We start from the raw sequence: 20983 nt of genomic DNA, 5'->3' as shown, positions 1-20983 counted from the left end.
TAGTATATAGGCTGGTTTTTGTGATATAATAAAGTGATAATAGTGAGGTGATCCAGATGTATATTGAAATGGTAGATGAGACTGGTCAAGTCTCTGACGAAATCTTAAAACAAACGCAAGAAATTTTAGAATTTGCTGCTCAAAAAATTGGGAAAGAAGACAAGGAAATGGCTGTGACTTTTGTAACCAATGAACGCAGTCATGAACTAAATCTTGAATACCGTGATACGGATCGTCCGACGGATGTCATCAGTTTAGAATACAAGCCAGAGATGGAGATTTCTTTTGACGAGGAAGATCTTGCAGAAAATCCAGAATTGGCAGAGATGATGGCTGAATTCGATACCTATATTGGTGAGCTCTTTATTTCAATTGACAAGGCGCGTGAGCAAGCCGAAGAATATGGCCACAGCTTTGAGCGCGAAATGGGATTTTTAGCAGTGCATGGTTTTCTTCACATCAATGGCTATGATCACTATACGCCGGAAGAAGAAAAGGAAATGTTTGGCTTACAGGAAGAGATTTTGACAGCCTATGGACTCACAAGACAATAAGCGAAAATGGAAAAATCGGGACTTCACTTCAAGCCTGGAGTTTGCGATAACAGGAATTTTTACTTCGATCAAGGAAGAGCGCAATATGCGCAAGCATGCCTTATCAGCCCTTGCAGCAATTCTTGCTGGTTTGGTATTTAGGATTTCTGCGACAGAATGGCTCTTTTTATTGCTCAGCATTACCTTGGTGATTGCTTTTGAGATTATGAATTCAGCCATTGAAAATGTGGTGGATTTAGCTAGTAACTACCATTTCTCCATGTTGGCAAAGAATGCCAAAGACATGGCGGCTGGAGCAGTCCTTGTCGTATCAGGTTTTGCCCTACTAACAGGACTGGTGATTTTTGTGCCCAAATTCTGGGCCTTGGTATTTGGATAAGAGGGAGCATGCCCTCGTGAAAGGATAATATGACATTTAAATCAGGTTTTGTAGCCATTTTAGGACGTCCCAATGTTGGGAAGTCAACGTTTTTGAACCACGTCATGGGGCAAAAGATTGCCATCATGAGTGACAAGGCGCAGACAACGCGCAATAAGATTATGGGGATTTATACGACGGATAAGGAACAGATCGTCTTTATCGATACCCCAGGGATTCACAAACCCAAGACAGCGCTTGGAGACTTCATGGTGGAGTCGGCCTATAGCACCCTTCGTGAAGTGGATACCGTTCTCTTTATGGTGCCAGCAGATGAGCCACGTGGGAAGGGCGATGACATGATCATCGAGCGCCTCAAGGCTGCTAAGGTGCCGGTTATTCTGGTGGTCAACAAGATCGACAAGGTGCACCCTGACCAACTCTTGGCGCAAATCGATGACTTCCGTAGTCAAATGGATTTCAAGGAAATCGTGCCGATTTCAGCCCTTCAAGGAAACAATGTTTCACGTTTGATTGATATTTTAAGTGAAAACTTAGAAGAAGGTTTCCAATATTTCCCTGCCGATCAAATCACCGATCACCCAGAGCGCTTCTTGGTCTCTGAAATGATCCGTGAAAAGGTTTTGCATTTGACGCGGGAAGAAATTCCCCACTCTGTTGCCGTAGTGGTGGATTCTATGAAGCGGGATGAAGAGACAGATAAAGTCCATATCCGAGCAACCATCATGGTCGAGCGCGATAGCCAAAAAGGGATTGTCATCGGAAAAGGCGGGGCCATGCTCAAGAAGATCGGAACCCTTGCGCGTAAGGATATTGAGCTCATGCTAGGGGACAAGGTCTTCCTAGAAACCTGGGTGAAAGTCAAGAAAAATTGGCGGGATAAGAAATTGGATCTTGCCGATTTCGGATACAACGAAAAAGAATATTAAGAAGAGGTGGGCAGAAGGCCTGCTTCTTGTTTTTGAAAGGAGTTCTATGCCTGAATTACCAGAAGTAGAGACCGTTCGACGAGGTCTTGAGAAATTAATTCTTGGAAAAACCATCCAGTCCGTGGAAGTAAAGTATCCTAAGATGATTCAGACGGATCTGGATGCTTTTCGTCAAGATCTCCCAGGCCAAGAAATTCTGGCCATGGGGCGCCGTGGGAAATACCTTTTATTTTATCTGACGGATCTGGTCCTCATCTCGCATTTGCGGATGGAAGGCAAGTATTTCTTTTATCCAGACGAGATTCCTCTTCGCAAGCATGCCCATGTCTTCTTTCATTTTACAGATGGTAGCACCCTGGTCTATGAAGATGTCCGCAAGTTTGGGACCATGGAAGTCCTCATACCTGAGCTTGTCGACAGCTATTTTTTGGCGAAAAAAATTGGTCCAGAGCCGACGGAAGCGGATTTTAAAGGACCAGCCTTCCAAGCAGCTCTTAAAAAATCAAAGAAACCCATTAAATCAGCTCTTTTAGACCAAAAATTAGTGGCTGGTCTGGGCAATATCTATGTGGATGAGGTCCTTTATCGAGCCAAGATTCATCCAGCCCGTTTGGGTCAAAGATTGACTACTAGAGAAGCCAAAGCAATCCGCAAAGAAACGATTGCTGTGCTTGCTCAGGCTGTTGAAAAGGGTGGCTCCACTATTCGCTCCTATAGCAATGCCTTCGGAGAGGATGGTACCATGCAGGAAGAGCACCAGGTCTATGGGAAAACAGGCCAGCCTTGTTTGCACTGCGGGACACCGATCGAGAAAATCCAGCTGGGGGGACGCGGAACCCATTTTTGCCCGCACTGTCAAAAGGAGAACTAGATGGCAAGAATCATCGGATTAACAGGAGGGATTGCTTCAGGAAAGTCCACTGTGACCTCCTATCTGAGAGAAAAAGGGTATCCTGTCATTGATGCTGATCAAGTGGTTCATGGTTTGCAGGCACCAGGAGGAGCCCTCTACCGTGTCCTAGTGGATCATTTTGGTAGAGAGATCCTTACCAAAGAAGGAGAGTTGGATCGCGTCGCTTTGGGTCAGCGGATCTTTTCAGCCCCTAGTGAAAGAGACTGGTCCAATCGCGTCCAAGGAAGGCTTATTCGTGAGGCTCTAGCTGAGGTAAGAGACAGACAAGCTGCACAATCCGATCTCTTTTTTATGGATATTCCTCTCTTAATCGAGCAGCACTATGACGAGTGGTTTGAATCTGTCTGGTTGGTAGCTGTATCAAAAGAAACCCAGCTCAAGCGCCTGATGGAACGCAACCACTTATCAGAACTGCAGGCCCAAGAACGCATCGCGTCTCAAATGCCGCTAGATGAAAAAAGAGCCCATGCAGATCTGGTCTTAGACAATAATGGCGATCTTGCTGCCCTCTATGTCCAATTAGATGCAGCCCTAAAACAATTAGAAAGAAGATGATTTTATCACAAGAGAAATCAATTGGCGTAAAAATCTATATATTGCTTGGATCGGGTGCTTTTTCATCGGAGCTAGCCTTTCTTTAGTCGTTCCTTTTATGGCCCTCTTTGTGGAAGAGTTGGGTGTTACGGGCAAGGCTGTTCCCTTTTATGCTGGCATAGCCGTTGCGAGTTCTTCTGTGACCTCTGCGATCATGTCTCCCATCTGGGGGAGCCTGGCTGACCGTTATGGTCGAAAACCCATGATGTTGAGAGCTTCCATTGCCATGACGCTGACCATGGGAGGGATCGCCTTTGTGCCATCCGTCTTTTGGCTTTTGGTCCTGCGCTTGCTCAATGGGGTCTTTTCAGGCTTTGTTCCCAATAGTACAGCCCTGATTGCCAGTCAAGTTCCCAAGGACCAATCCGGCTATGCCCTAGGGACCTTGTCGACCGGTGTCGTGGCTGGAACCTTGATGGGCCCTTTGATTGGGGGACTCATTGCTGAAAATCTAGGCATGCGCAATGTCTTTCTCTTGGTCGGCTTCTTCTTATTTTTGGTTTCCCTCTTAACCTTCTGGGGCATTGAGGAAGACTATGAGCCCCTTCCAAAAGAAGAACAAAAATCCAGTTGGGAGTTGCTCAAGTCCATTCAGCAAAAAGATATTCTCTTGGGCCTCTTTTTGACCAGCATGACCATCCAAATGATCGCCCAATCTATTTCTCCGATCCTGCCTCTTTATGTGAGAGCTTTGGGACAAAGAGATAACCTGATCTTTGTATCGGGGATGATTGTTTCGGCTATGGGAGTCTCTAGTATGCTCTTTTCAGGTTGGATGGGAAAACTCGGAGACCGAATCGGGAATCACCGGCTTTTATTAATCGCCCTTCTTTATAGTGGTTGCCTTTATATTCTCTGTGCCCAAGCGCAAACGCCTCTGCAATTAGGAATCTTACGCTTCCTTTTTGGGATTGGGACTGGTGCCCTTTTACCAGGAGTTTCTGCTTTGTTAAATCGCTTAACCCCTCCTGAAGGGATCTCTCGGATCTTTAGCTACAACCAGCTCTTTTACTACTTGGGTGGCGTGTTAGGGCCCATGATGGGATCGAGTATTTTCATGCATTTTGGCTATCATTGGGTTTTTTACGGCACAGCCCTCTTGGCCTTTACCGATTTGATTTTCCTCTTATTCTTATTTAGAAAGTATTTGAAAGTGAGAGACGTACGTGCGAATTAAAGTTCAATTGACCTGCACAAGCTGTGGGAGTCAGAATTATTTGACCAGTAAAAATACAAAAACCCATCCTGAAAAGATCGAGGTCTTGAAGTATTGTCCTAAGGAAAGAAAAGTAACCTTACATATTGAATCAAAATGATTTTCATGGTATAATAGTGAGGATTTTAAGGAGTTTTGAATATGAGCGGAGCATTAACAACTATTTTACTAGTATTATCAGTATTGATTATTATCGCAATTTTTATGCAACCAACAAAAAACCAATCGAGCAACGTCTTTGACGCAAGCTCAAATGACTTGTTTGAACGTTCAAAAGCGCGCGGGTTTGAAGCCGTGATGCAGCGTTTAACAGCTATTATGATCTTCTTTTGGTTATTGATCGCGATGATCTTAATGGTACTTTCTAGTAGATAAGATAGGCTCAGACAATGTCTTTGCCTATTTTTATTTTGCAAAACAAAGACACAAGTAGATAGAAAAAAGGAGGCTGGATAACCAGCAAATAAATCAATGAAAACAAGTATTAAAGAATATTTACAAGAGCATGACAAGGCCCAGATCAATGATCTGGCAGCAGCTCTAGGAAAAGAAGGGTCTAAGGATTTCCGTGACTTGGTCAAAACCATCTCTCTGATGGAACGCCGTCATGAGTTGAAATTCGAAGATGATGGCTCTCTTCGTTTGGCTCAAAAGAAGGTTCCAGCCATTACCCTCAAGGGGGTCTTTCATGCCCATAAGAATGGCTTTGGTTTTGTCAGTTTAGAGGGCGAAGAAGAGGACCTTTTTGTTGGCCGAAATGATGTCAACCACGCCATCGATGGTGATACCGTTGAGATCGTCATTACCAAGGTAGCAGACCGAAACAAGGGAACGGCAGCAGAAGCTAAGATTATTGATGTCTTGGAGCATAGCATTAAAACGGTAGTTGGACAAATCGTTCTGGATGAGGAAAAGCCTAAATATGCCGGCTACATTCGTTCGAAAAATCAAAAGATCAGCCAGCTGATCTATGTGAAGAAGCCAGCCATCCAATTGGAAGGGACCGAAATCCTCAAGGTCGAAATTGATCAATACCCGAGCCGCAAGCACAATTATTTTGTGGCGACTGTGCGGGATGTGGTCGGTCATGTAACAGATCCAGGAATCGATGTCTTGGAAGTGTTAGAATCCATGGACATTGTCTCAGAATTTCCAGAAGAAGTGCTGAAAGAGGCTGAGCAGGTTCCAGATGCACCGTCTGCTAAGGATTTAGAGGGACGCTTGGATCTGCGAGATGAGATCACCTTTACCATCGATGGGGCAGATGCCAAAGACTTGGACGATGCGGTCCATATCAAGCTACTCAAGAACGGCAACTTTGAGCTGGGTGTTCACATCGCAGATGTTTCTTATTACGTTAAGGAAGGTTCAGCACTCGACAAGGAAGCTCTAAATCGGGCGACTTCTGTCTATGTGACCGACCGAGTTGTACCCATGTTGCCAGAGCGTCTCTCCAATGGGATCTGTTCTTTGAATCCGAATGTGGACCGCCTGACCCAGTCTGCCATCATGGAGATTGATCCACATGGCAAGGTCGTCAAGCATACCATTACCCAAACAGTGATCAATACAACCTTCCGAATGACCTATAGCGACGTCAATGATATCTTAGCAGGCGACGAAGAAAAGGCTCAAACCTTTAAGAAAATTGTCCCAAGTATTCATCAAATGGCCACCTTGCATGGTATTTTAGAGAGCATGCGGATTCGTCGCGGAGCCCTCAATTTTGATACCAATGAAGCTAAAATTCTGGTCAATAAAGAAGGAAAACCGGTCGATATTGTCCTTCGCCAAAGAGGAATTGCCGAGCGGATGATCGAGTCCTTTATGCTGATTGCCAATGAAACAGTGGCGGAGCACTTTACGCGACTGAAACTGCCGTTCATCTACCGGATCCACGAAGATCCAAAAGCAGAAAAAGTACAGAAATTTATCGATTATGCTTCTAGCTTTGGGATCCAGATCTACGGAACGGCTAGTGAGATGAGCCAAGAAGCCCTGCAAGAAATTATGCGCAAGGTAGAAGGAGAACCGTATGCAGATGTCCTTTCAATGATGTTGTTGCGCTCGATGCAACAGGCTCGCTACTCAGAACACAACCATGGCCACTATGGGCTTGCTGCTGAGTATTATACCCACTTTACCAGTCCCATCCGTCGGTATCCGGACCTGATGGTTCATCGAATGGTGCGCGAATACGGGAAATCCCAAGAAATGGCTGAACACTTTGAACAAGTCCTTCCAGACATTGCCAGCCAATCCTCTAGTCGGGAACGCCGAGCTATTGATGCGGAGCGCGAAGTAGAAGCCATGAAGAAGGCTGAATACATGGAAGACTTTGTTGGGGAAGAGTATGATGCCGTGGTTTCCAGTGTGGTAAAATTTGGCCTCTTTGTGGAGTTGCCAAATACGGTTGAAGGCTTGATCCATATTACCAATCTCCCTGAATTCTACTATTTTAATGAACGGGATCTAACCCTTCGCGGAGAAAAATCAGGAGTGACCTTCCGTGTCGGTCAGCAAATCCGGATCAAGGTAGAAAGAGCCGACAAGATGACAGGAGAGATTGATTTCTCTTATATTCCAAGTGAATGGGATGTCGTCGAAAAAGGTCTCAAGTCTAAAGGACGTGACCGAGATGGCAATCGTAGAGATCGCAGACGCAAGGACAAAAAAGTTTCTAAGGGATCAACCGCTAGAAAAGATGACAAGCGGAAAGATTCTTCCTCTAAATCCAAAAAGAAAAAAGGGAAGAAACCATTTTACAAGGAAGTAGCAAAGAAAGGAGCCAAACATGGCAAAGGGCGAAGGAAAGGTAGTCGCGCAAAATAAAAAGGCGAGACATGACTACACCATCGTGGATACGATTGAAGCAGGGATGGTGCTGACGGGGACAGAGATCAAAAGTGTCCGTGCGGCACGCATTAACTTGAAAGATGGCTTTGCACAAGTAAAAAATGGCGAAGTTTGGCTTAGCAATGTCCACATTGCCCCTTATGAGGAAGGCAATATCTGGAACCAAGATCCAGACCGTCGTCGCAAGCTCCTTCTTCATAAAAAGCAAATCCAAAAGCTGGACCAAGACACCAAAGGGACCGGAATGACCTTGGTGCCTTTGAAGGTCTATCTCAAGGACGGCTATGCCAAATTGCTTTTGGGACTCGCTAAAGGGAAACATGATTATGACAAGCGTGAATCCATCAAGCGTCGGGAACAAAACCGGGACATCGCACGGGTCATGAAACAATACAATACACGTTAAACTAAAAAGGCAGTTCTGAAACAAGTTTCAGAACTGCCTTTTTTCTCGGAGAGGGGCCTCTTTTTCCAACTTGTAAAAAGGAATTTTTTTCTGTATGATAAGGGTACAGAAAGAAAAAGGAGAAGCAGCATGACACAAAAATTGATTGCTTACAAGCGCATGCCTATCTGGACCAAGGATACCATGCCAGAAGCTCTTCAAAGAAAGCACAATACCAAGGTAGGAACCTGGGGGAAGATTACGGTTCTAAAAGGTCAGTTACGATTTATTGAATTGACCGAAGAGGGGGAAGAAATTGCGAGCCACCTCTTTGAAGCAGGAGCAGAGAACCCCATGGCCGAGCCCCAGGCCTGGCATCGTGTCGAAGCGGCGACTGACGATGTGGAGTGGTACCTAGAATTTTACTGTGAGCCAAAAGACTATTTCCCCAAAAAATACAACACCAATCCTGTCCATTCAGAAGTGCTAGAAGCAGTGGGAATTGTCCCAGCTGGAAAGGCGCTGGATCTAGGATGCGGGCAAGGCCGCAACGCCCTCTTTTTGGCCCAACATGGCTTTGACGTGACAGCAGTGGATCAAAATGAACTGGCTCTTGAGATCTTACAAAGTATTGTCGCTGAGGAAGATCTAGAGATGCCAGTGGGACTCTATGATATCAATGCTGCAGCTCTTACCCAAAACTATGACTTCATCATATCGACTGTGGTCCTCATGTTTTTAGAGGCTGATCGGATTCCAGCGATTATCCGCAATATGCAAGAGCATACCAATCCAGGTGGTTACAATCTCATTGTCTGTGCTATGGATACGGAAGATTATCCTTGCCAGATGCCCTTCTCGTTCACCTTTAAAGAAGGAGAATTGGCGGAGTATTACAAGGATTGGGAATTGGTCAAATACAATGAAAATCCTGGCCATCTCCATCGTCGAGATGAGAATGGCCATCGGATTCAACTTCGATTTGCAACCATGTTGGCAAAGAAAAAATAGAGAAAAAGCAGGATCCTAGCATCCTGCTTTTTTGCTTTCTACAAACAAGTTGAACAAGGTGATCTATATGTTGTTCATTTGCCAAAAAGAAAAAACCTTCTCCATAAAGGTAGGAAAAGGTTGGGGAATTTAGTTCCAGTTAGCAAAGTCGCAGACGCTAAGAATGATCGTCCCGATTTCGATTGGCTCTTCCTTGGCACCAGATTCTAACCAGGTCACAATCACAGATTCGATTGTAGCGATGAAAATTTCTAGACCATACTTGTATGGAACTTGAAAGTCTGAAATGATGTGTTCTTTCGCATGGGGAGTATCGTCTAATGCATGGAGGGTAAAACTTCTTATTAGTTTACGGAAGTCCGAGCAGCAGGATTGGGACAAGGCATAAATAAAATCATAATTCTCTTTAATAGCAGTCAAGACATTGAGAAAGTTTACCTTGACAGGGCTTCCTTCAACGAAGAGGCTATCCAATTCTTGCATCATGTCCATTTTCATTTGCTCAAACATGTCGTATTTATCGACATAGTGCAAGTAGAAGGTCCCGCGGTTAATCCCAGCGGTTTCAGTTAATTGTCGAATAGTGATGCTTTCAAAAGGTTGTTGCAAGAGGAGTTTTGAGAGCGCATTTCGTAAGTCTGACTTGGTTGTTGTTTGTCTTTGGCGTACCATATGTTCCTTTCTGTAGTTGTATAAATTTATTCTTATTTATTTGACGTTAAAATAATTTATATGTTAAATAATTTCACGACACTAACAAAGAGCATTATACTCCAAAAGAATAAATTAGACAACAATTCTCATTTTTGTACAGATAACGGAAAGTGTACAAAAATTTTATAAGTTTATGAATGACGGGCACTGGCAAGATTTTGTGAAAACCTCACAACAATTAGTGATTTAAAATAATTCCCTCCTAAAAAAATGGTCAGGAAATTTTTAGGAAAAGGAGGAACAAGATGAAGGGACGAATAAAGAAACCAGCACCGTTTAAGTGCTGGTTTCTTTATTTGATAAAAGTTGTCACGATCAGATTGAAATTTAAGATAGTTAAGACAATCGCAACGAGATAACCTAAGAAAGTATTCCATTTCGCATTGACATGTTCTCCCATGATTTCCTTGTTGGAGGTGAAATAAACCAGAGGGAAGATGGAGAATGGAAGAGCCGCTGATAGGAAGACTTGAGAGTAGACTAGAAGGTCGTCGAGGACATGTTCCTGATCTCCAAATAAGATCGCAACGATGATGACAGGAAGAAGGGCAATGATCCGAGTCATGAGACGAACGACCCATTGTGGCAGGCGGAATCTCAAGAAACCTTCCATAACGATTTGACCGGTTAGGGTCCCAGTAATGGTTGAATTTTGACCACTGGCTAACAAAGCGATGGCAAAGAGGGTAGACAAGAAGGGACTAGCGATAGCACCGGCAATATGATTATCTTTGAGGGCATTATACATGCTAGAAAAAGCACCGATCTTATCTCCGTGACCAAAGAAGAGGGCCGCTCCAAGAATCAAGAGGAGGGAGTTGACGACGAAGGCCAAGCTCAATTCAATATTTGAATCCCAGGTCATAAAGCGCACTGCCCGTTTGATATCTGCTGAATCTTTGTAGTCCACCTTTCGCGTTTGTGAAATGGAAGAGTGGAGGTAGAGGTTGTGGGGCATTACGGTTGCCCCGATGATTCCAAGTGCCAAGGTCAAGGCTTCATTTCCTTTTGGAAGACCAATTCCCAGTACTTCTTTTTGAGGCAGGAATCCAGCAAAGATTCCCCCGATATCTGGTTTCGATAGGAAAACCAGATAGCCGAAAATTGCAAGGATCGTGAGGATCAAGGTTGAAACGATGGCCTCGATCTTTCGAAATCCTAGATGCATGAGCCCCAATAAGAGGAAGACATCAAAGATGGTGATCAGAATGGAAAAAAAGCAAGGGCCAGCCAAAAAGAAGGTGGAGGGCAATCCCTGATCCGATGACTTCTGCTAAATCTGTCGCCATCAGGGCAAGCTCGATCACAATCCAAAGGGTATAGCGAAGCCATTTTGGCAAGTGATGGGCGGTTGTTTGGGCCAGGTCCTTACGATGGACAATTCCTAGTTTACCAGCCATTTGTTGCAACTGCATGGCGATTAAAGAGGAGAGAAGAACCACTGATAAGAGTAGGTAACGGTATTGGGCCCCTCCGACGACACTAGTAATCCAGTTTCCCGGATCCATATAGCCGACAGCTACTAGACTTCCTGGTCCTGAAAAGAGCAGGAGGGTCTTCCAAAAAGGGATGCCTTTTGGTACGTCAATAGATTGGTTGATTTCTTGAAGTGATTTCCTTTCAAACTGTTGTAAACTCATGATGAGCCTTCTTTCTAAGAATAAATCAATTTGTCTCCATTATAGCATAAAATATATAATAGTTCATGATAATGAGAGGTTTCTTGCCCTTTTTAGTGAAAAATCATTTGAAAATCAAATAAATAGAAAAAAAGGAACTTCCTATAAATAGTTGTTTCAGGCTGAAAGATTTTTGAGGCTTTGTTATAATGGAGAGAAGGAGAAGATCATGACTAAAATTGCTTTACTTTCAGATATTCATGGAAATACGACAGCTTTGGAAGCTGTCCTTGAGGATAGTCGAAAAGCCAAGGTGGATGAATATTGGCTCTTGGGTGATAGTTTGATGCCTGGAACAGGCAGACGCGCCCTTTTGGAGCTGTTAGAGGAGCTTCCTATTACGGTGAAAGTCCTTGGAAACTGGGAAGATAGTCTTTGGCGCGCCATGAGGGGGATGTTGGATGAGACTAGATCAAGCCATCGCTACCTTATGCGCCAGTGTCAATATATTCTTGAAGAAATCACGCCTCAGGAAATTGAAGCCATGCAGGAAATGCCCATGCAGGTCCATAGAGAAATCGCCGGTTTAAAGATCGGCATTACCCACCACTTACCCGATAAGAATTGGGGTCGGGAATTGATCCACATTGGTGAGCAGAAGGATTTTGATCGCTTGGTGACAAATCCGTCTTGTGATATTGCAGTCTACGGACACATTCACCAGCAGTTTTTTCGCTACGGGACAGGAGGAGAACTGATCATCAATCCTGGGTCGATCGGTCAACCTTTCTTTTTGGAAAAGAATCTTCGCAAGGATCTTCGGGCCATGTATGCCATTCTTGAATTTGATCAAATGGGGCTAAAAGATATCGATTTTAGACGGGTGGATTATGATGTGCAAAAAGAACTCCAACTTGCTAAAGACCTCCATCTTCCTTATTATCAAGTGTATTATGAAAGTTTGGTCAATGGCATTCATCATACCCACGATCATGAGCTACTTCATGAGATTGAGCAGAGAGAAGGTCATGATCGAGAAATCGATGCTTGGTTAGAGGACTTTTTTCAATAGTGTAACTGTTGACATTACAACAAAAACTAGTATAATAAGGGTAGTAAGAGTCGTCTGTTGACAATCGTCCAATGGATGTCACTTTTAGAACAGGCAGAAAGGAGAAAAGACATGCAAATTTCGAGTCGGTTTACCATTGGAACCCATGTACTAGTGATGATTGCCCTAAAAGGGGACTGTACCAAGGTGACCAGTGATATGATTGCTGAGAGTGTTGGGGTGAACCCGGTCATTATTCGAAAGACCTTGTCTCAGTTAAAGAAAGCGGGATTGATCCATGTAGCGCGTGGGACAGGAGGAGCTGAACTCGCTAAAGCAGCCGATGAGATCAGTCTGCTGGATATCTATCAAGCGGTCGAATGCTTAGGTTCGACAGGCCAATTATTTGGTTTCCATGAAAACCCCAATCCAAATTGCCCAATAGGTCACAATATCCATCATGTCTTAGATGGGAAGCTCGAAGACATTCAGACTGCTATGGAAAAAGAGATGGCTCAAACCAGCCTAAAAGAAGTCGTAGAAGACGCGCAGAAAAGAATGGACCTCGAATCGGTTTCATAAGAAAAGAGAGAGTGGGACAGAAATCGGTAATTCGTTAGAATTCGATTTCGTCGTCCCACCTCCGAACAGTTGAGTAGACTGTAAAAGCTGATGAAATCAGCGTAGTAGAGACTACTCAACCACTGCGTCTTGTTCGACAATCCAAAAACAATTAAGAGGCTAGGACTTTTGTCCCAGCCTCATTTTTTATATTTATTGACGAAACATTCTGTTTGCTGCGACTTGGATCTACAAAAGGATTAGTCAAAGTAAAGCAAGTCTTTGCTGGTTTCTGTAAAGAGTCCAAAGCCGTCTTTTGTGACATAGCCGCAGTCTTCGATACGGACTCCGACTTTACCTGGGATATAGATCCCAGGTTCGACTGAGAAGCACATGCCTTCTTCAAGCACCAGGTCATTTCCTTCCATAATAGAAGGGAATTCATGCACATCCATACCGATACCGTGTCCAAGGCGGTGGTTGAAGTATTCACCATAGCCAGCTTTTTCGATGACGCTCCGTGCAGCACGGTCAACGTCATGTGCGGTTACACCAGGTTTGATCATATCGATGGCTGCTTGTTGAGCTTCTAACGTCAAGTGGTAGATTTCTTTTTTGAAATCATCCGGTTTTCCAACCGCGACGGTACGGGTCATATCTGATGCATAACCATTGACCATACAGCCAAGGTCAAAGAGCAAGAGAGCATTGTTTTCGACTTTATTGCTTCCAGGAATTCCGTGTGGGTTAGCTGCATTATTCCCCGTCAAGACCATAGTTTCAAAGCTCATTTCATAGCCCAAGCGTTTGATGCCAAAGTCGATTTCTGCCACGATATCAGTTTCCGTTTTATCCAGTGAGATGGCGTCAAAACCCATATTGACAGCCTTATCTGCGTATTGACCGGCCACCAACATCTTTTGGATCTCATCAGCAGATTTGATCAAGCGCATGCGGTTAATCCGTGGTGTTAAGTTAGTAAATTCCGCTTTTTCAAAGACAGTGCGCAATCCATTGTACTTGGTCAGAATCAAGTTATCATATTCAAGTGCAACAGTTTTGGCATCTGGTTTAGCGATAGCCCCTTTAATCTTTTCCCAAGGGTTTTCAGAATCTACATAGCCAACTACTTGGAAATCGACAACTGCAGTCGCCCGTTCCACTTCAAGTGCAGGAACGAAGAGAAGGGGTTCGTGGTCTGTATAGACGAACAAGAAGAGTTGGCGTTCGTGGGGATCACTGTAAAATCCAGTCAGGTAATTGATCGTGACAGGATCAGATACAACAGCGACGTCTGTTTTTTCAGTTTCAAGAAATTCGACGATTTGATCTAATTTAGACATAATGCTACCTTCTTTCTATGGATCTATTTTGTCAAATTTTCCCCAAAAAAGCAAGAGTTTACAAAATTTTACCAAAATACTTGAAAGTGTTTACAATCCATGATAAAATAGGATTAATTAGAGAGTGAAAACGAAATTTTCAATAATGAAAGGAAATCTTATGAATACAGACGATACAGTAACGATTTATGATGTCGCCCGTGAAGCAGGGGTTTCAATGGCAACCGTTAGTCGTGTAGTGAATGGAAATAAGAACGTTAAAGAAAATACACGTAAAAAAGTTTTGGAAGTGATCGAACGCTTGGATTACCGTCCAAATGCTGTTGCGCGTGGTCTTGCTAGCAAGAAAACCACAACAGTCGGTGTTGTGATTCCAAACATCACGAATAGCTATTTCTCTACATTGGCTAAGGGGATCGATGACATTGCGGAAATGTACAAGTACAACATCGTCCTTGCAAATAGTGATGAAGACGATGACAAAGAAGTTTCAGTTGTGAACAACCTCTTTTCTAAACAAGTAGATGGGATCATTTTCATGGGCTATCATTTGACAGAAAAGATTCGTTCAGAGTTTTCACGCTCACGTACACCAGTGGTCCTTGCTGGAACTGTGGATGTTGAGCACCAATTACCAAGTGTCAATATCGACTACAAGCAAGCAACAGTGGATGCTGTTGCACAATTGGCAAAACACAACAAGAAAATTGCTTTTGTAAGTGGCCCATTGGTGGATGATATCAATGGAAAAATTCGTTTGTCAGGCTATAAGGAAGCTTTGAAAGCGAAAAAATTGAGCTATAGCGAAGGGCTTGTCTTTGAATCGAAATACCGTTATGATGAAGGTTACAACTTGGCAGAACGCATCATTGCGTCAAAAGCAACAGCTGCTTTTGTGACAGGTGATGAATTGGCTGCAGGTCTCTTGAATGGCTTGTCTGATCACGGTATCAAAGTACCAGAAGACTTTGAAATCATTACTAGTGATGATTCACAAGTAACACGTTACACGCGTCCAAATCTATCAACGATTGGCCAACCCTTGTATGACCTTGGTGCGATTAGTATGCGTATGTTGACCAAGATCATGCACAAAGAAGAGTTGGAAGAACGCGAAGTGTTGTTGTCTCATACGATCAACCAACGTGGAACGACGAAAAAATAAGGATTAGTAGACTAGAGTCTCGACTTGGGAAGACGTGTTTACTAGTCTGAGAGGTTAGAACAAAACTGTTCTAGCCTCTTTTTTATACTAGAAACAGGTAGAGACTTGCTGGGCACTCTTTATTTCGGTATAATAGAAGGTATGAAAGTTTTACTGTATTTAGAAGGAAAATCCGTATTACAAAAATCAGGAATTGGTCGAGCCTTGCAGCACCAAATGCATGCGCTTGATTTGGCTGGGATTCCGTATACGACAGATATTTTAGGGGATTATGATGTGGTGCATATCAATACCTATGGCCCACGGAGTTTCCTTTTGCTCCATGCAGCAAAGCGTCGTGGAAAGAAAGTCATCATGCATGGCCATTCAACCCGTGAGGATTTTGAAAATTCATTTATCGGGTCTAACTTTTTTGCGCCCTTGTTTGGGAAGTATTTAGCTCACATGTACCAAAAGGCAGACTATGTGATCACGCCATCTGAGTATTCCAAACACCTGATTCAGTCTTATGGGGTGACTACACCGATTATCGCGGTCTCCAATGGGATTGATTTGGAAAAATACAAGAAGGATCCGAAAAAAGAAGAAGTCTTTCGCAAGCATTTTAATATCCAAGAAGGCCAAAAGGTTGTCATCTGTGCAGGACTTTATTTTAAACGCAAAGGGATTGAAGATTTCGTAGAAGTGGCCCGTCGCATGCCGGATGTGCGCTTTATTTGGCTAGGTTCTATCAACAAATGGATCATTCCGCGTAAGATTCGTCGCATCGTGGAAAAGGATCATCCGAGTAATGTGGAATTCCCTGGCTACTTCAAGGGAGCGGTCTTCCAAGGGGCCATGACGGGTTCAGATGCTTTCTTCTTCCCATCTTATGAAGAAACAGAAGGAATCGTTGTTTTGGAAGCCTTGGCCAGTCATCAGCACACGGTCTTGCGGGATATTCCAGTATACAATGGCTGGATCGACGAGACGTCTTCTGAATTGTGCCATAATGTAGACGAATTTGTGGATTCCTTGAACAAGGTCTTGAACGGTCAAGTAGACAAGCGGGAGGCAGGCTACAAGGTTGCTGAAAGTCGTTCGATCGACTTAGTGGCTTATCAATTGGTCGAAGCCTATCAAACAGTTTTGGAGATGTAAGATGCGTGTAGGGTTATTTACAGATACCTATTTCCCGCAAGTTTCGGGAGTGGCGACCAGTATTCGGACGCTCAAAACAGAATTAGAAAAATTGGGTCACACGGTCTTTATCTTTACGACAACGGATAAAGATGTCAACCGCTATGAAGATTGGCAGATCATTCGGATTCCAAGTGTGCCTTTCTTCGCCTTTAAGGACCGCCGCGTTGCTTATCGTGGCTTCTCAAAGGCGCTTGCCATTGCCAAGCAATACCAGCTGGATATTATCCATACCCAGACTGAGTTTTCACTGGGCCTTTTGGGAGTGTGGATTGGACGCGAGTTGCGGATTCCAGTCATTCATACCTACCATACCCAGTATGAGGACTATGTCCGCTATATTGCCAGAGGCATGGTCATTCGCCCAAGTATGGTCAAATACATTGTGAGAAGTTATATGAATGATCTGGACGGCGTCATCTGCCCAAGCGAGATCGTCTATGACTTGCTCCAAAAGTACAAGGTCAAGGCAGAAAAACGCATTATTCCGACAGGGATTGATTTGGCCAAGTTTGACCGACCGGAAATCACTCCGACAGAGACAGCAGCTCTTCGTGAAAAATATGAAGTCGCAGAAGATGAAACGCTTTTATTGAGTCTGTCGCGGGTTTCTTATGAAAAGAATATTCAGGCTGTTATTGCGGCCCTTCCTGATGTCCTCAAGGTCAATCCAAAAGTTAAGTTGATCGTCGCTGGAGATGGTCCTTATTTGGATGATTTGAAAAAACAAGCGGCGAAACTGGGGATTTCAGATGCGGTTGTCTTTACAGGGATGATCCCACCAAATGAGACAGCTCTTTACTATAAGGCGGCTGACTTCTTTATTTCAGCTTCAACGAGTGAGACGCAAGGGTTGACTTATTTAGAGAGTATTGCGAGTGGTACCCCGATCATCGCTCATGGCAATCCTTATCTCGATCATGTGATTGATGACCCTATGTTTGGAAAGCTCTTTTATGAAGAGAGTGATCTGGCCCAAGCGATTCTTGAAGCGATTGAGGAGATGCCCGCAATCGATGAGACCAAGTGGGCAGAAAAGATTGATGATATTTCTGCAGCAACCTTTGGCCGTCGGGTCTACGAATTTTACTTGGATAAAATCATCTCTAAAGACTTTTCAAATGATTTGAATCCTGAGCAAAGTCGGGTTAAGCGGATGTCTAAGACCATTGTGAAAATCCCGACCAAGGTGATTGCTCTTCCGGTCAATGGATCTGTGAAGATGATGAAGGCTTCGGTCAAACAAGTGAAGAAAATCCGTAAAATCACGCATTTCTTTGATTGAAAATGAAACTTTTTCTTGCAAAATTTTTCAATCGTGCTATAATAACTGACAGAGACATATCAAATCTAGGAAATCTGATAGAGAGCGCGTGGGGCTGGAAATCGCGTAGAGGATAGGTTTGGGACTACTCGTGATTCTTTTATGCAAACATAAAACGGTGGCTACGTTAGAGCCAATCAGAGGTGTCCCTCTTTTTTGAGGAACATAAATGAAGGTGGAACCACGTTGCGACGTCCTTTCGAGGAGGTCGCTTTTTTGATTTCTTAATGAAGACATCAAAAGGAGTGCCGATTCCAATGTTCAAAGACACCTCCCACCCATTTAGCTACTAAAAACTTTTTAAGGAGAAAATCATGATTCAAATTACTTTCCCTGATGGCGCTGTTCGTGAATTCGAATCTGGCGTTACAACTTTTGAAATTGCCCAATCCATCAGCAATTCTTTGGCTAAAAAAGCTCTTGCTGGTAAATTCAACGGCAAATTGATTGACACAACTCGTGCCATCACCGAAGATGGAAGCATTGAAATCGTGACACCTGATCACGAAGACGCTCTTCCAATCTTGCGTCACTCAGCAGCTCACTTGTTTGCCCAAGCAGCTCGTCGCCTCTTCCCAGATATCCACTTGGGTGTCGGTCCAGCGATCGAAGATGGTTTCTACTACGATACAGACAACCAAGCTGGTCAAATCTCTAACGAAGACCTTCCTCGTATCGAAGAAGAAATGAAGAAAATCGTGAAAGAAAACTTCCCATCTATTCGTGAAGAAGTGACCAAGGATGAAGCGCGTGAAATCTTCAAAAATGATCCTTACAAATTGGAATTGATCGAAGAACACTCTGAAGACGAAGGTGGTTTGACCATCTACCGTCAAGGTGAGTATGTAGACCTTTGCCGTGGCCCACACGTTCCATCAACTGGTCGCATCCAAATCTTCCACCTTCTTAACGTTGCTGGTGCTTACTGGCGTGGTAATAGCGACAATGCGATGATGCAACGGATCTACGGTACAGCATGGTTTGACAAGAAAGACTTGAAGAACTACCTTCAAATGCGTGAAGAAGCTAAGGAACGTGACCACCGTAAACTTGGTAAAGAGCTTGACCTCTTCATGATTTCTCAAGAAGTTGGTCAAGGTCTTCCATTCTGGTTGCCAAATGGTGCGACGATCCGTCGTGAGTTGGAACGCTATATCGTTGATAAAGAAGTCGCAGCAGGCTACCAACACGTCTACACTCCACCAATTGCTTCTGTAGAACTTTATAAGACTTCAGGTCACTGGGATCACTACCGTGAAGACATGTTCCCACCAATGGATATGGGGGATGGAGAAGAGTTTGTTCTTCGTCCAATGAACTGTCCTCACCACATTGAAGTTTACAAACACCATGTGCACTCTTACCGCGAATTGCCAATCCGTATCGCTGAAATCGGTATGATGCACCGTTATGAAAAATCTGGTGCCCTTACAGGACTTCAACGTGTGCGTGAAATGTCTCTGAATGATGGTCATACCTTTGTGGCTCCAGAACAAATCGAGGAAGAATTCAAGAAGATCCTTCAATTGATCATCGATGTATATGAAGACTTTAACTTGACAGATTATCGTTTCCGCTTGTCTTACCGTGATCCTGAAGACAAACACAAATACTTTGATAACGATGAAATGTGGGAAAATGCTCAACGCATGTTGAAAGCAGCCGTTGATGATATGGGTGTTGAGTACTATGAAGCTGAAGGGGAAGCAGCCTTCTACGGACCAAAATTGGATATCCAAGTGAAAACAGCTCTTGGTAAAGAAGAAACTCTTTCAACTATCCAACTGGACTTCTTGCTTCCAGAACGCTTTGATCTTCATTACATTGGAGCAGACGGGGAAGAACACCGTCCAGTCATGATCCACCGTGGGGTAATCTCAACCATGGAACGCTTCACAGCGATCTTGATTGAAAACTACAAGGGTGCCTTCCCAACATGGCTTGCTCCTCACCAAGTAACCCTTATCCCAGTATCGAACGAAAAACACGTAGACTATGCTTGGAAAGTAGCTAAGAAACTTCGTGACCGTGGTGTTCGAGCTGATGTGGATGAACGCAATGAAAAAATGCAGTTCAAGATCCGTGCTTCTCAAACTCAAAAGATTCCTTACCAATTAATCGTTGGGGACAAGGAAATGGAAGAGCAGGCTGTAAACGTTCGCCGTTATGGTCAAAAAGAAACAGAAACCATGCCGGTAGATGCATTTGTAGAATTGATTCTTGCAGATATTGCAAATAAATCTCGTGTTGAGAAATAAAACGATTACAGTCTGGGAAACATTTTTCAGTAAGAAAAAGCAACAACTATTTCAGTTGTTGCTTTTTATATTTTATTTAACCTGAGCTAGTAGTGATTGGCCAAACCACCACAAATAGTAGCCTCGTCAACAATCCTTTCTATCCATTAACTTTTGGATATAGGATATCCTCCCAAGATTTGCTTCCATGAGTTAGATAAGTTGACTATCCTCAATCCTTGTCTGCTTCATTTTCTTTTACGAGATCGTTTTGTGAATCTTTTTCAGAGAGTTTTTGATCGATATACTTGTCAATGTTTTCGTAAAATTCCTTGGTCGTCTCACTATCTAATTTTGTCGAATTATGGACTTGATTGACCTTCAATTGAACAGATTGAATACCGTAAGAGGCTTGTTTTTGGCGAATGGTTTCTAATTCTTCTTCTGAAATCGGATCTCCAACAACCGTCAAGACCAATTCATTATTCCTCGACTTGTAGACTTGATTAATGACCGTATGATTAACGAACTCTTTTCCTACAAACTGTTTGATCCCTTCTTTTCGCGCTTGATCCATCGTCAGAGTGACTGCTGAATAGCTGGCTGGAAGGACCAATAATACAATCAAGGAGATCAACCCAATTTTCATTTTAATGTTTAGCTCATTAAATGAACTTAAGGGAGATTTTCTCATCAAAATTCTTGTTCCAACAATGTTGATTAGCATGATAAAGACACAGTTGATCAAGAAAAGATAGAGAGCTCCAAATAAGAATCGTACATTTCCATTAGCTAAACCATAGCCTGCAGTGCAGATAGGTGGCATCAGAGCTGTTGCAATAGCTACTCCTGGCACGATATTGTTTGCTTCTTTTTTTCTTGAACCAATGACACCTGCTATCCCACCCGCAATAGCAATGAGAACATCCCAAATGGTTGGAGAGGTTCGTGCA

20 protein-coding genes and 1 pseudogene are annotated in these 20983 nt (G+C 43.5%); 17 read left to right on the top strand and 4 right to left on the bottom strand.

The window, feature by feature from the left end:
• The first annotated feature begins 56 nt into the window (after window positions 1–56).
• The 11 genes from ybeY (at window position 57) to tehB (ending at window position 8837) form a co-directional block, all read left to right on the top strand.
• Window positions 57–554 (top strand): rRNA maturation RNase YbeY, encoded by a 498-nt coding sequence (gene ybeY / locus HMPREF2685_RS08250; RefSeq protein WP_003005431.1) that lies wholly within the window; start codon window positions 57–59, stop codon window positions 552–554.
• Complete coding sequence (locus HMPREF2685_RS08245; RefSeq protein WP_021153635.1) at window positions 535–933, top strand: diacylglycerol kinase family protein; 399 nt, start codon at window positions 535–537, stop codon at window positions 931–933. The genes ybeY and HMPREF2685_RS08245 overlap by 20 nt, the downstream gene beginning before the upstream one ends.
• Before the next feature lie 29 nt (window positions 934–962).
• Window positions 963–1862 carry a GTPase Era gene (era, locus tag HMPREF2685_RS08240; RefSeq protein WP_003004993.1) on the top strand — a complete coding sequence of 300 codons (900 nt, stop codon included), beginning with the start codon at window positions 963–965 and terminating at the stop codon, window positions 1860–1862.
• 46 nt (window positions 1863–1908) lie between these two features.
• The gene (gene mutM, locus HMPREF2685_RS08235) at window positions 1909–2733 is read left to right on the top strand and encodes a DNA-formamidopyrimidine glycosylase (protein ID WP_070466343.1); all 825 of its coding nucleotides are present in this window, start codon (window positions 1909–1911) and stop codon (window positions 2731–2733) included.
• Window positions 2734–3330, top strand: coding sequence for a dephospho-CoA kinase (gene coaE, locus HMPREF2685_RS08230; protein WP_049483741.1), 597 nt, complete (start codon window positions 2734–2736; stop codon window positions 3328–3330).
• A 16-nt stretch (window positions 3331–3346) separates the two neighbouring features.
• Window positions 3347–4546, top strand: coding sequence for a multidrug efflux MFS transporter (locus HMPREF2685_RS08225; RefSeq protein ID WP_315378157.1), 1200 nt, complete (start codon window positions 3347–3349; stop codon window positions 4544–4546).
• Window positions 4536–4685, top strand: a complete 150-nt coding sequence (rpmG, locus tag HMPREF2685_RS10265; protein ID WP_003005699.1) for a 50S ribosomal protein L33 — start codon at window positions 4536–4538, stop codon at window positions 4683–4685. The genes HMPREF2685_RS08225 and rpmG overlap by 11 nt, the downstream gene beginning before the upstream one ends.
• A 41-nt stretch (window positions 4686–4726) precedes the next feature.
• Complete coding sequence (secG, locus tag HMPREF2685_RS08220; RefSeq protein WP_003008189.1) at window positions 4727–4960, top strand: preprotein translocase subunit SecG; 234 nt, start codon at window positions 4727–4729, stop codon at window positions 4958–4960.
• A 96-nt stretch (window positions 4961–5056) separates the two neighbouring features.
• Window positions 5057–7417, top strand: coding sequence for a ribonuclease R (gene rnr, locus HMPREF2685_RS08215; protein WP_070466339.1), 2361 nt, complete (start codon window positions 5057–5059; stop codon window positions 7415–7417).
• Window positions 7380–7847, top strand: coding sequence for an SsrA-binding protein SmpB (gene smpB, locus HMPREF2685_RS08210; RefSeq protein ID WP_003005443.1), 468 nt, complete (start codon window positions 7380–7382; stop codon window positions 7845–7847). The genes rnr and smpB overlap by 38 nt, the downstream gene beginning before the upstream one ends.
• A gap of 129 nt (window positions 7848–7976) precedes the next feature.
• Window positions 7977–8837: an SAM-dependent methyltransferase TehB gene (tehB, locus tag HMPREF2685_RS08205; protein ID WP_045759711.1), complete on the top strand. Its 861-nt coding sequence runs from the start codon at window positions 7977–7979 to the stop codon at window positions 8835–8837.
• Window positions 8838–8966: 129 nt separating this feature from the next.
• On the opposite strand, the gene HMPREF2685_RS08200 is transcribed toward tehB, so the two are convergent.
• Window positions 8967–9509, bottom strand: a complete 543-nt coding sequence (locus HMPREF2685_RS08200; RefSeq protein ID WP_003008179.1) for a TetR/AcrR family transcriptional regulator — start codon at window positions 9507–9509, stop codon at window positions 8967–8969.
• Window positions 9510–9843: 334 nt separating this feature from the next.
• Window positions 9844–11191: pseudogene (locus tag HMPREF2685_RS08195) on the bottom strand (Nramp family divalent metal transporter).
• 208 nt (window positions 11192–11399) lie between these two features.
• Between HMPREF2685_RS08195 and HMPREF2685_RS08190 the strand changes: the two are divergent.
• Window positions 11400–12242, top strand: coding sequence for a metallophosphoesterase family protein (locus tag HMPREF2685_RS08190; RefSeq protein ID WP_049474334.1), 843 nt, complete (start codon window positions 11400–11402; stop codon window positions 12240–12242).
• 111 nt (window positions 12243–12353) lie between these two features.
• Entirely contained in the window at window positions 12354–12803 is a 450-nt protein-coding gene (locus HMPREF2685_RS08185; RefSeq protein WP_045759708.1) for an Rrf2 family transcriptional regulator, read from the top strand.
• 239 nt (window positions 12804–13042) lie between these two features.
• Here HMPREF2685_RS08185 and HMPREF2685_RS08180 read toward each other — a convergent pair whose 3' ends face one another.
• Window positions 13043–14125, bottom strand: coding sequence for a M24 family metallopeptidase (locus HMPREF2685_RS08180; protein ID WP_049483716.1), 1083 nt, complete (start codon window positions 14123–14125; stop codon window positions 13043–13045).
• A 160-nt stretch (window positions 14126–14285) separates the two neighbouring features.
• Here HMPREF2685_RS08180 and ccpA point away from each other — a divergent pair, with 160 nt between their 5' ends.
• The 4 genes from ccpA to thrS all read left to right on the top strand — a co-directional run bounded on the left by ccpA (window position 14286) and on the right by thrS (window position 20051).
• A complete protein-coding gene (gene ccpA, locus HMPREF2685_RS08175) occupies window positions 14286–15290 on the top strand; it encodes a catabolite control protein A (RefSeq protein ID WP_049507478.1) in 1005 nt (334 codons plus the stop codon).
• 141 nt (window positions 15291–15431) lie between these two features.
• Window positions 15432–16430, top strand: a complete 999-nt coding sequence (locus tag HMPREF2685_RS08170; RefSeq protein ID WP_003008161.1) for an LTA glycolipid anchor biosynthesis glycosyltransferase, IagA/BgsA family — start codon at window positions 15432–15434, stop codon at window positions 16428–16430.
• Between the two features lies 1 nt (window position 16431).
• Window positions 16432–17754 carry a glycosyltransferase family 4 protein gene (locus HMPREF2685_RS08165; protein WP_070466337.1) on the top strand — a complete coding sequence of 441 codons (1323 nt, stop codon included), beginning with the start codon at window positions 16432–16434 and terminating at the stop codon, window positions 17752–17754.
• A gap of 353 nt (window positions 17755–18107) precedes the next feature.
• Window positions 18108–20051, top strand: coding sequence for a threonine--tRNA ligase (gene thrS / locus HMPREF2685_RS08160; RefSeq protein ID WP_070466335.1), 1944 nt, complete (start codon window positions 18108–18110; stop codon window positions 20049–20051).
• 211 nt (window positions 20052–20262) lie between these two features.
• On the opposite strand, the gene HMPREF2685_RS08155 is transcribed toward thrS, so the two are convergent.
• Window positions 20263–20983: DUF389 domain-containing protein (locus HMPREF2685_RS08155; RefSeq protein ID WP_070466333.1), on the bottom strand; the 721-nt coding region annotated here is incomplete at its 5' end.

It is taken from the genome of Streptococcus sp. HMSC074F05, from assembly GCF_001808725.1.
GTDB lineage: Bacteria > Bacillota > Bacilli > Lactobacillales > Streptococcaceae > Streptococcus > Streptococcus parasanguinis_I.
Note: the sequence above shows the minus strand (reverse complement) of the source record. Positions and strands in the feature narration are given on the sequence as shown.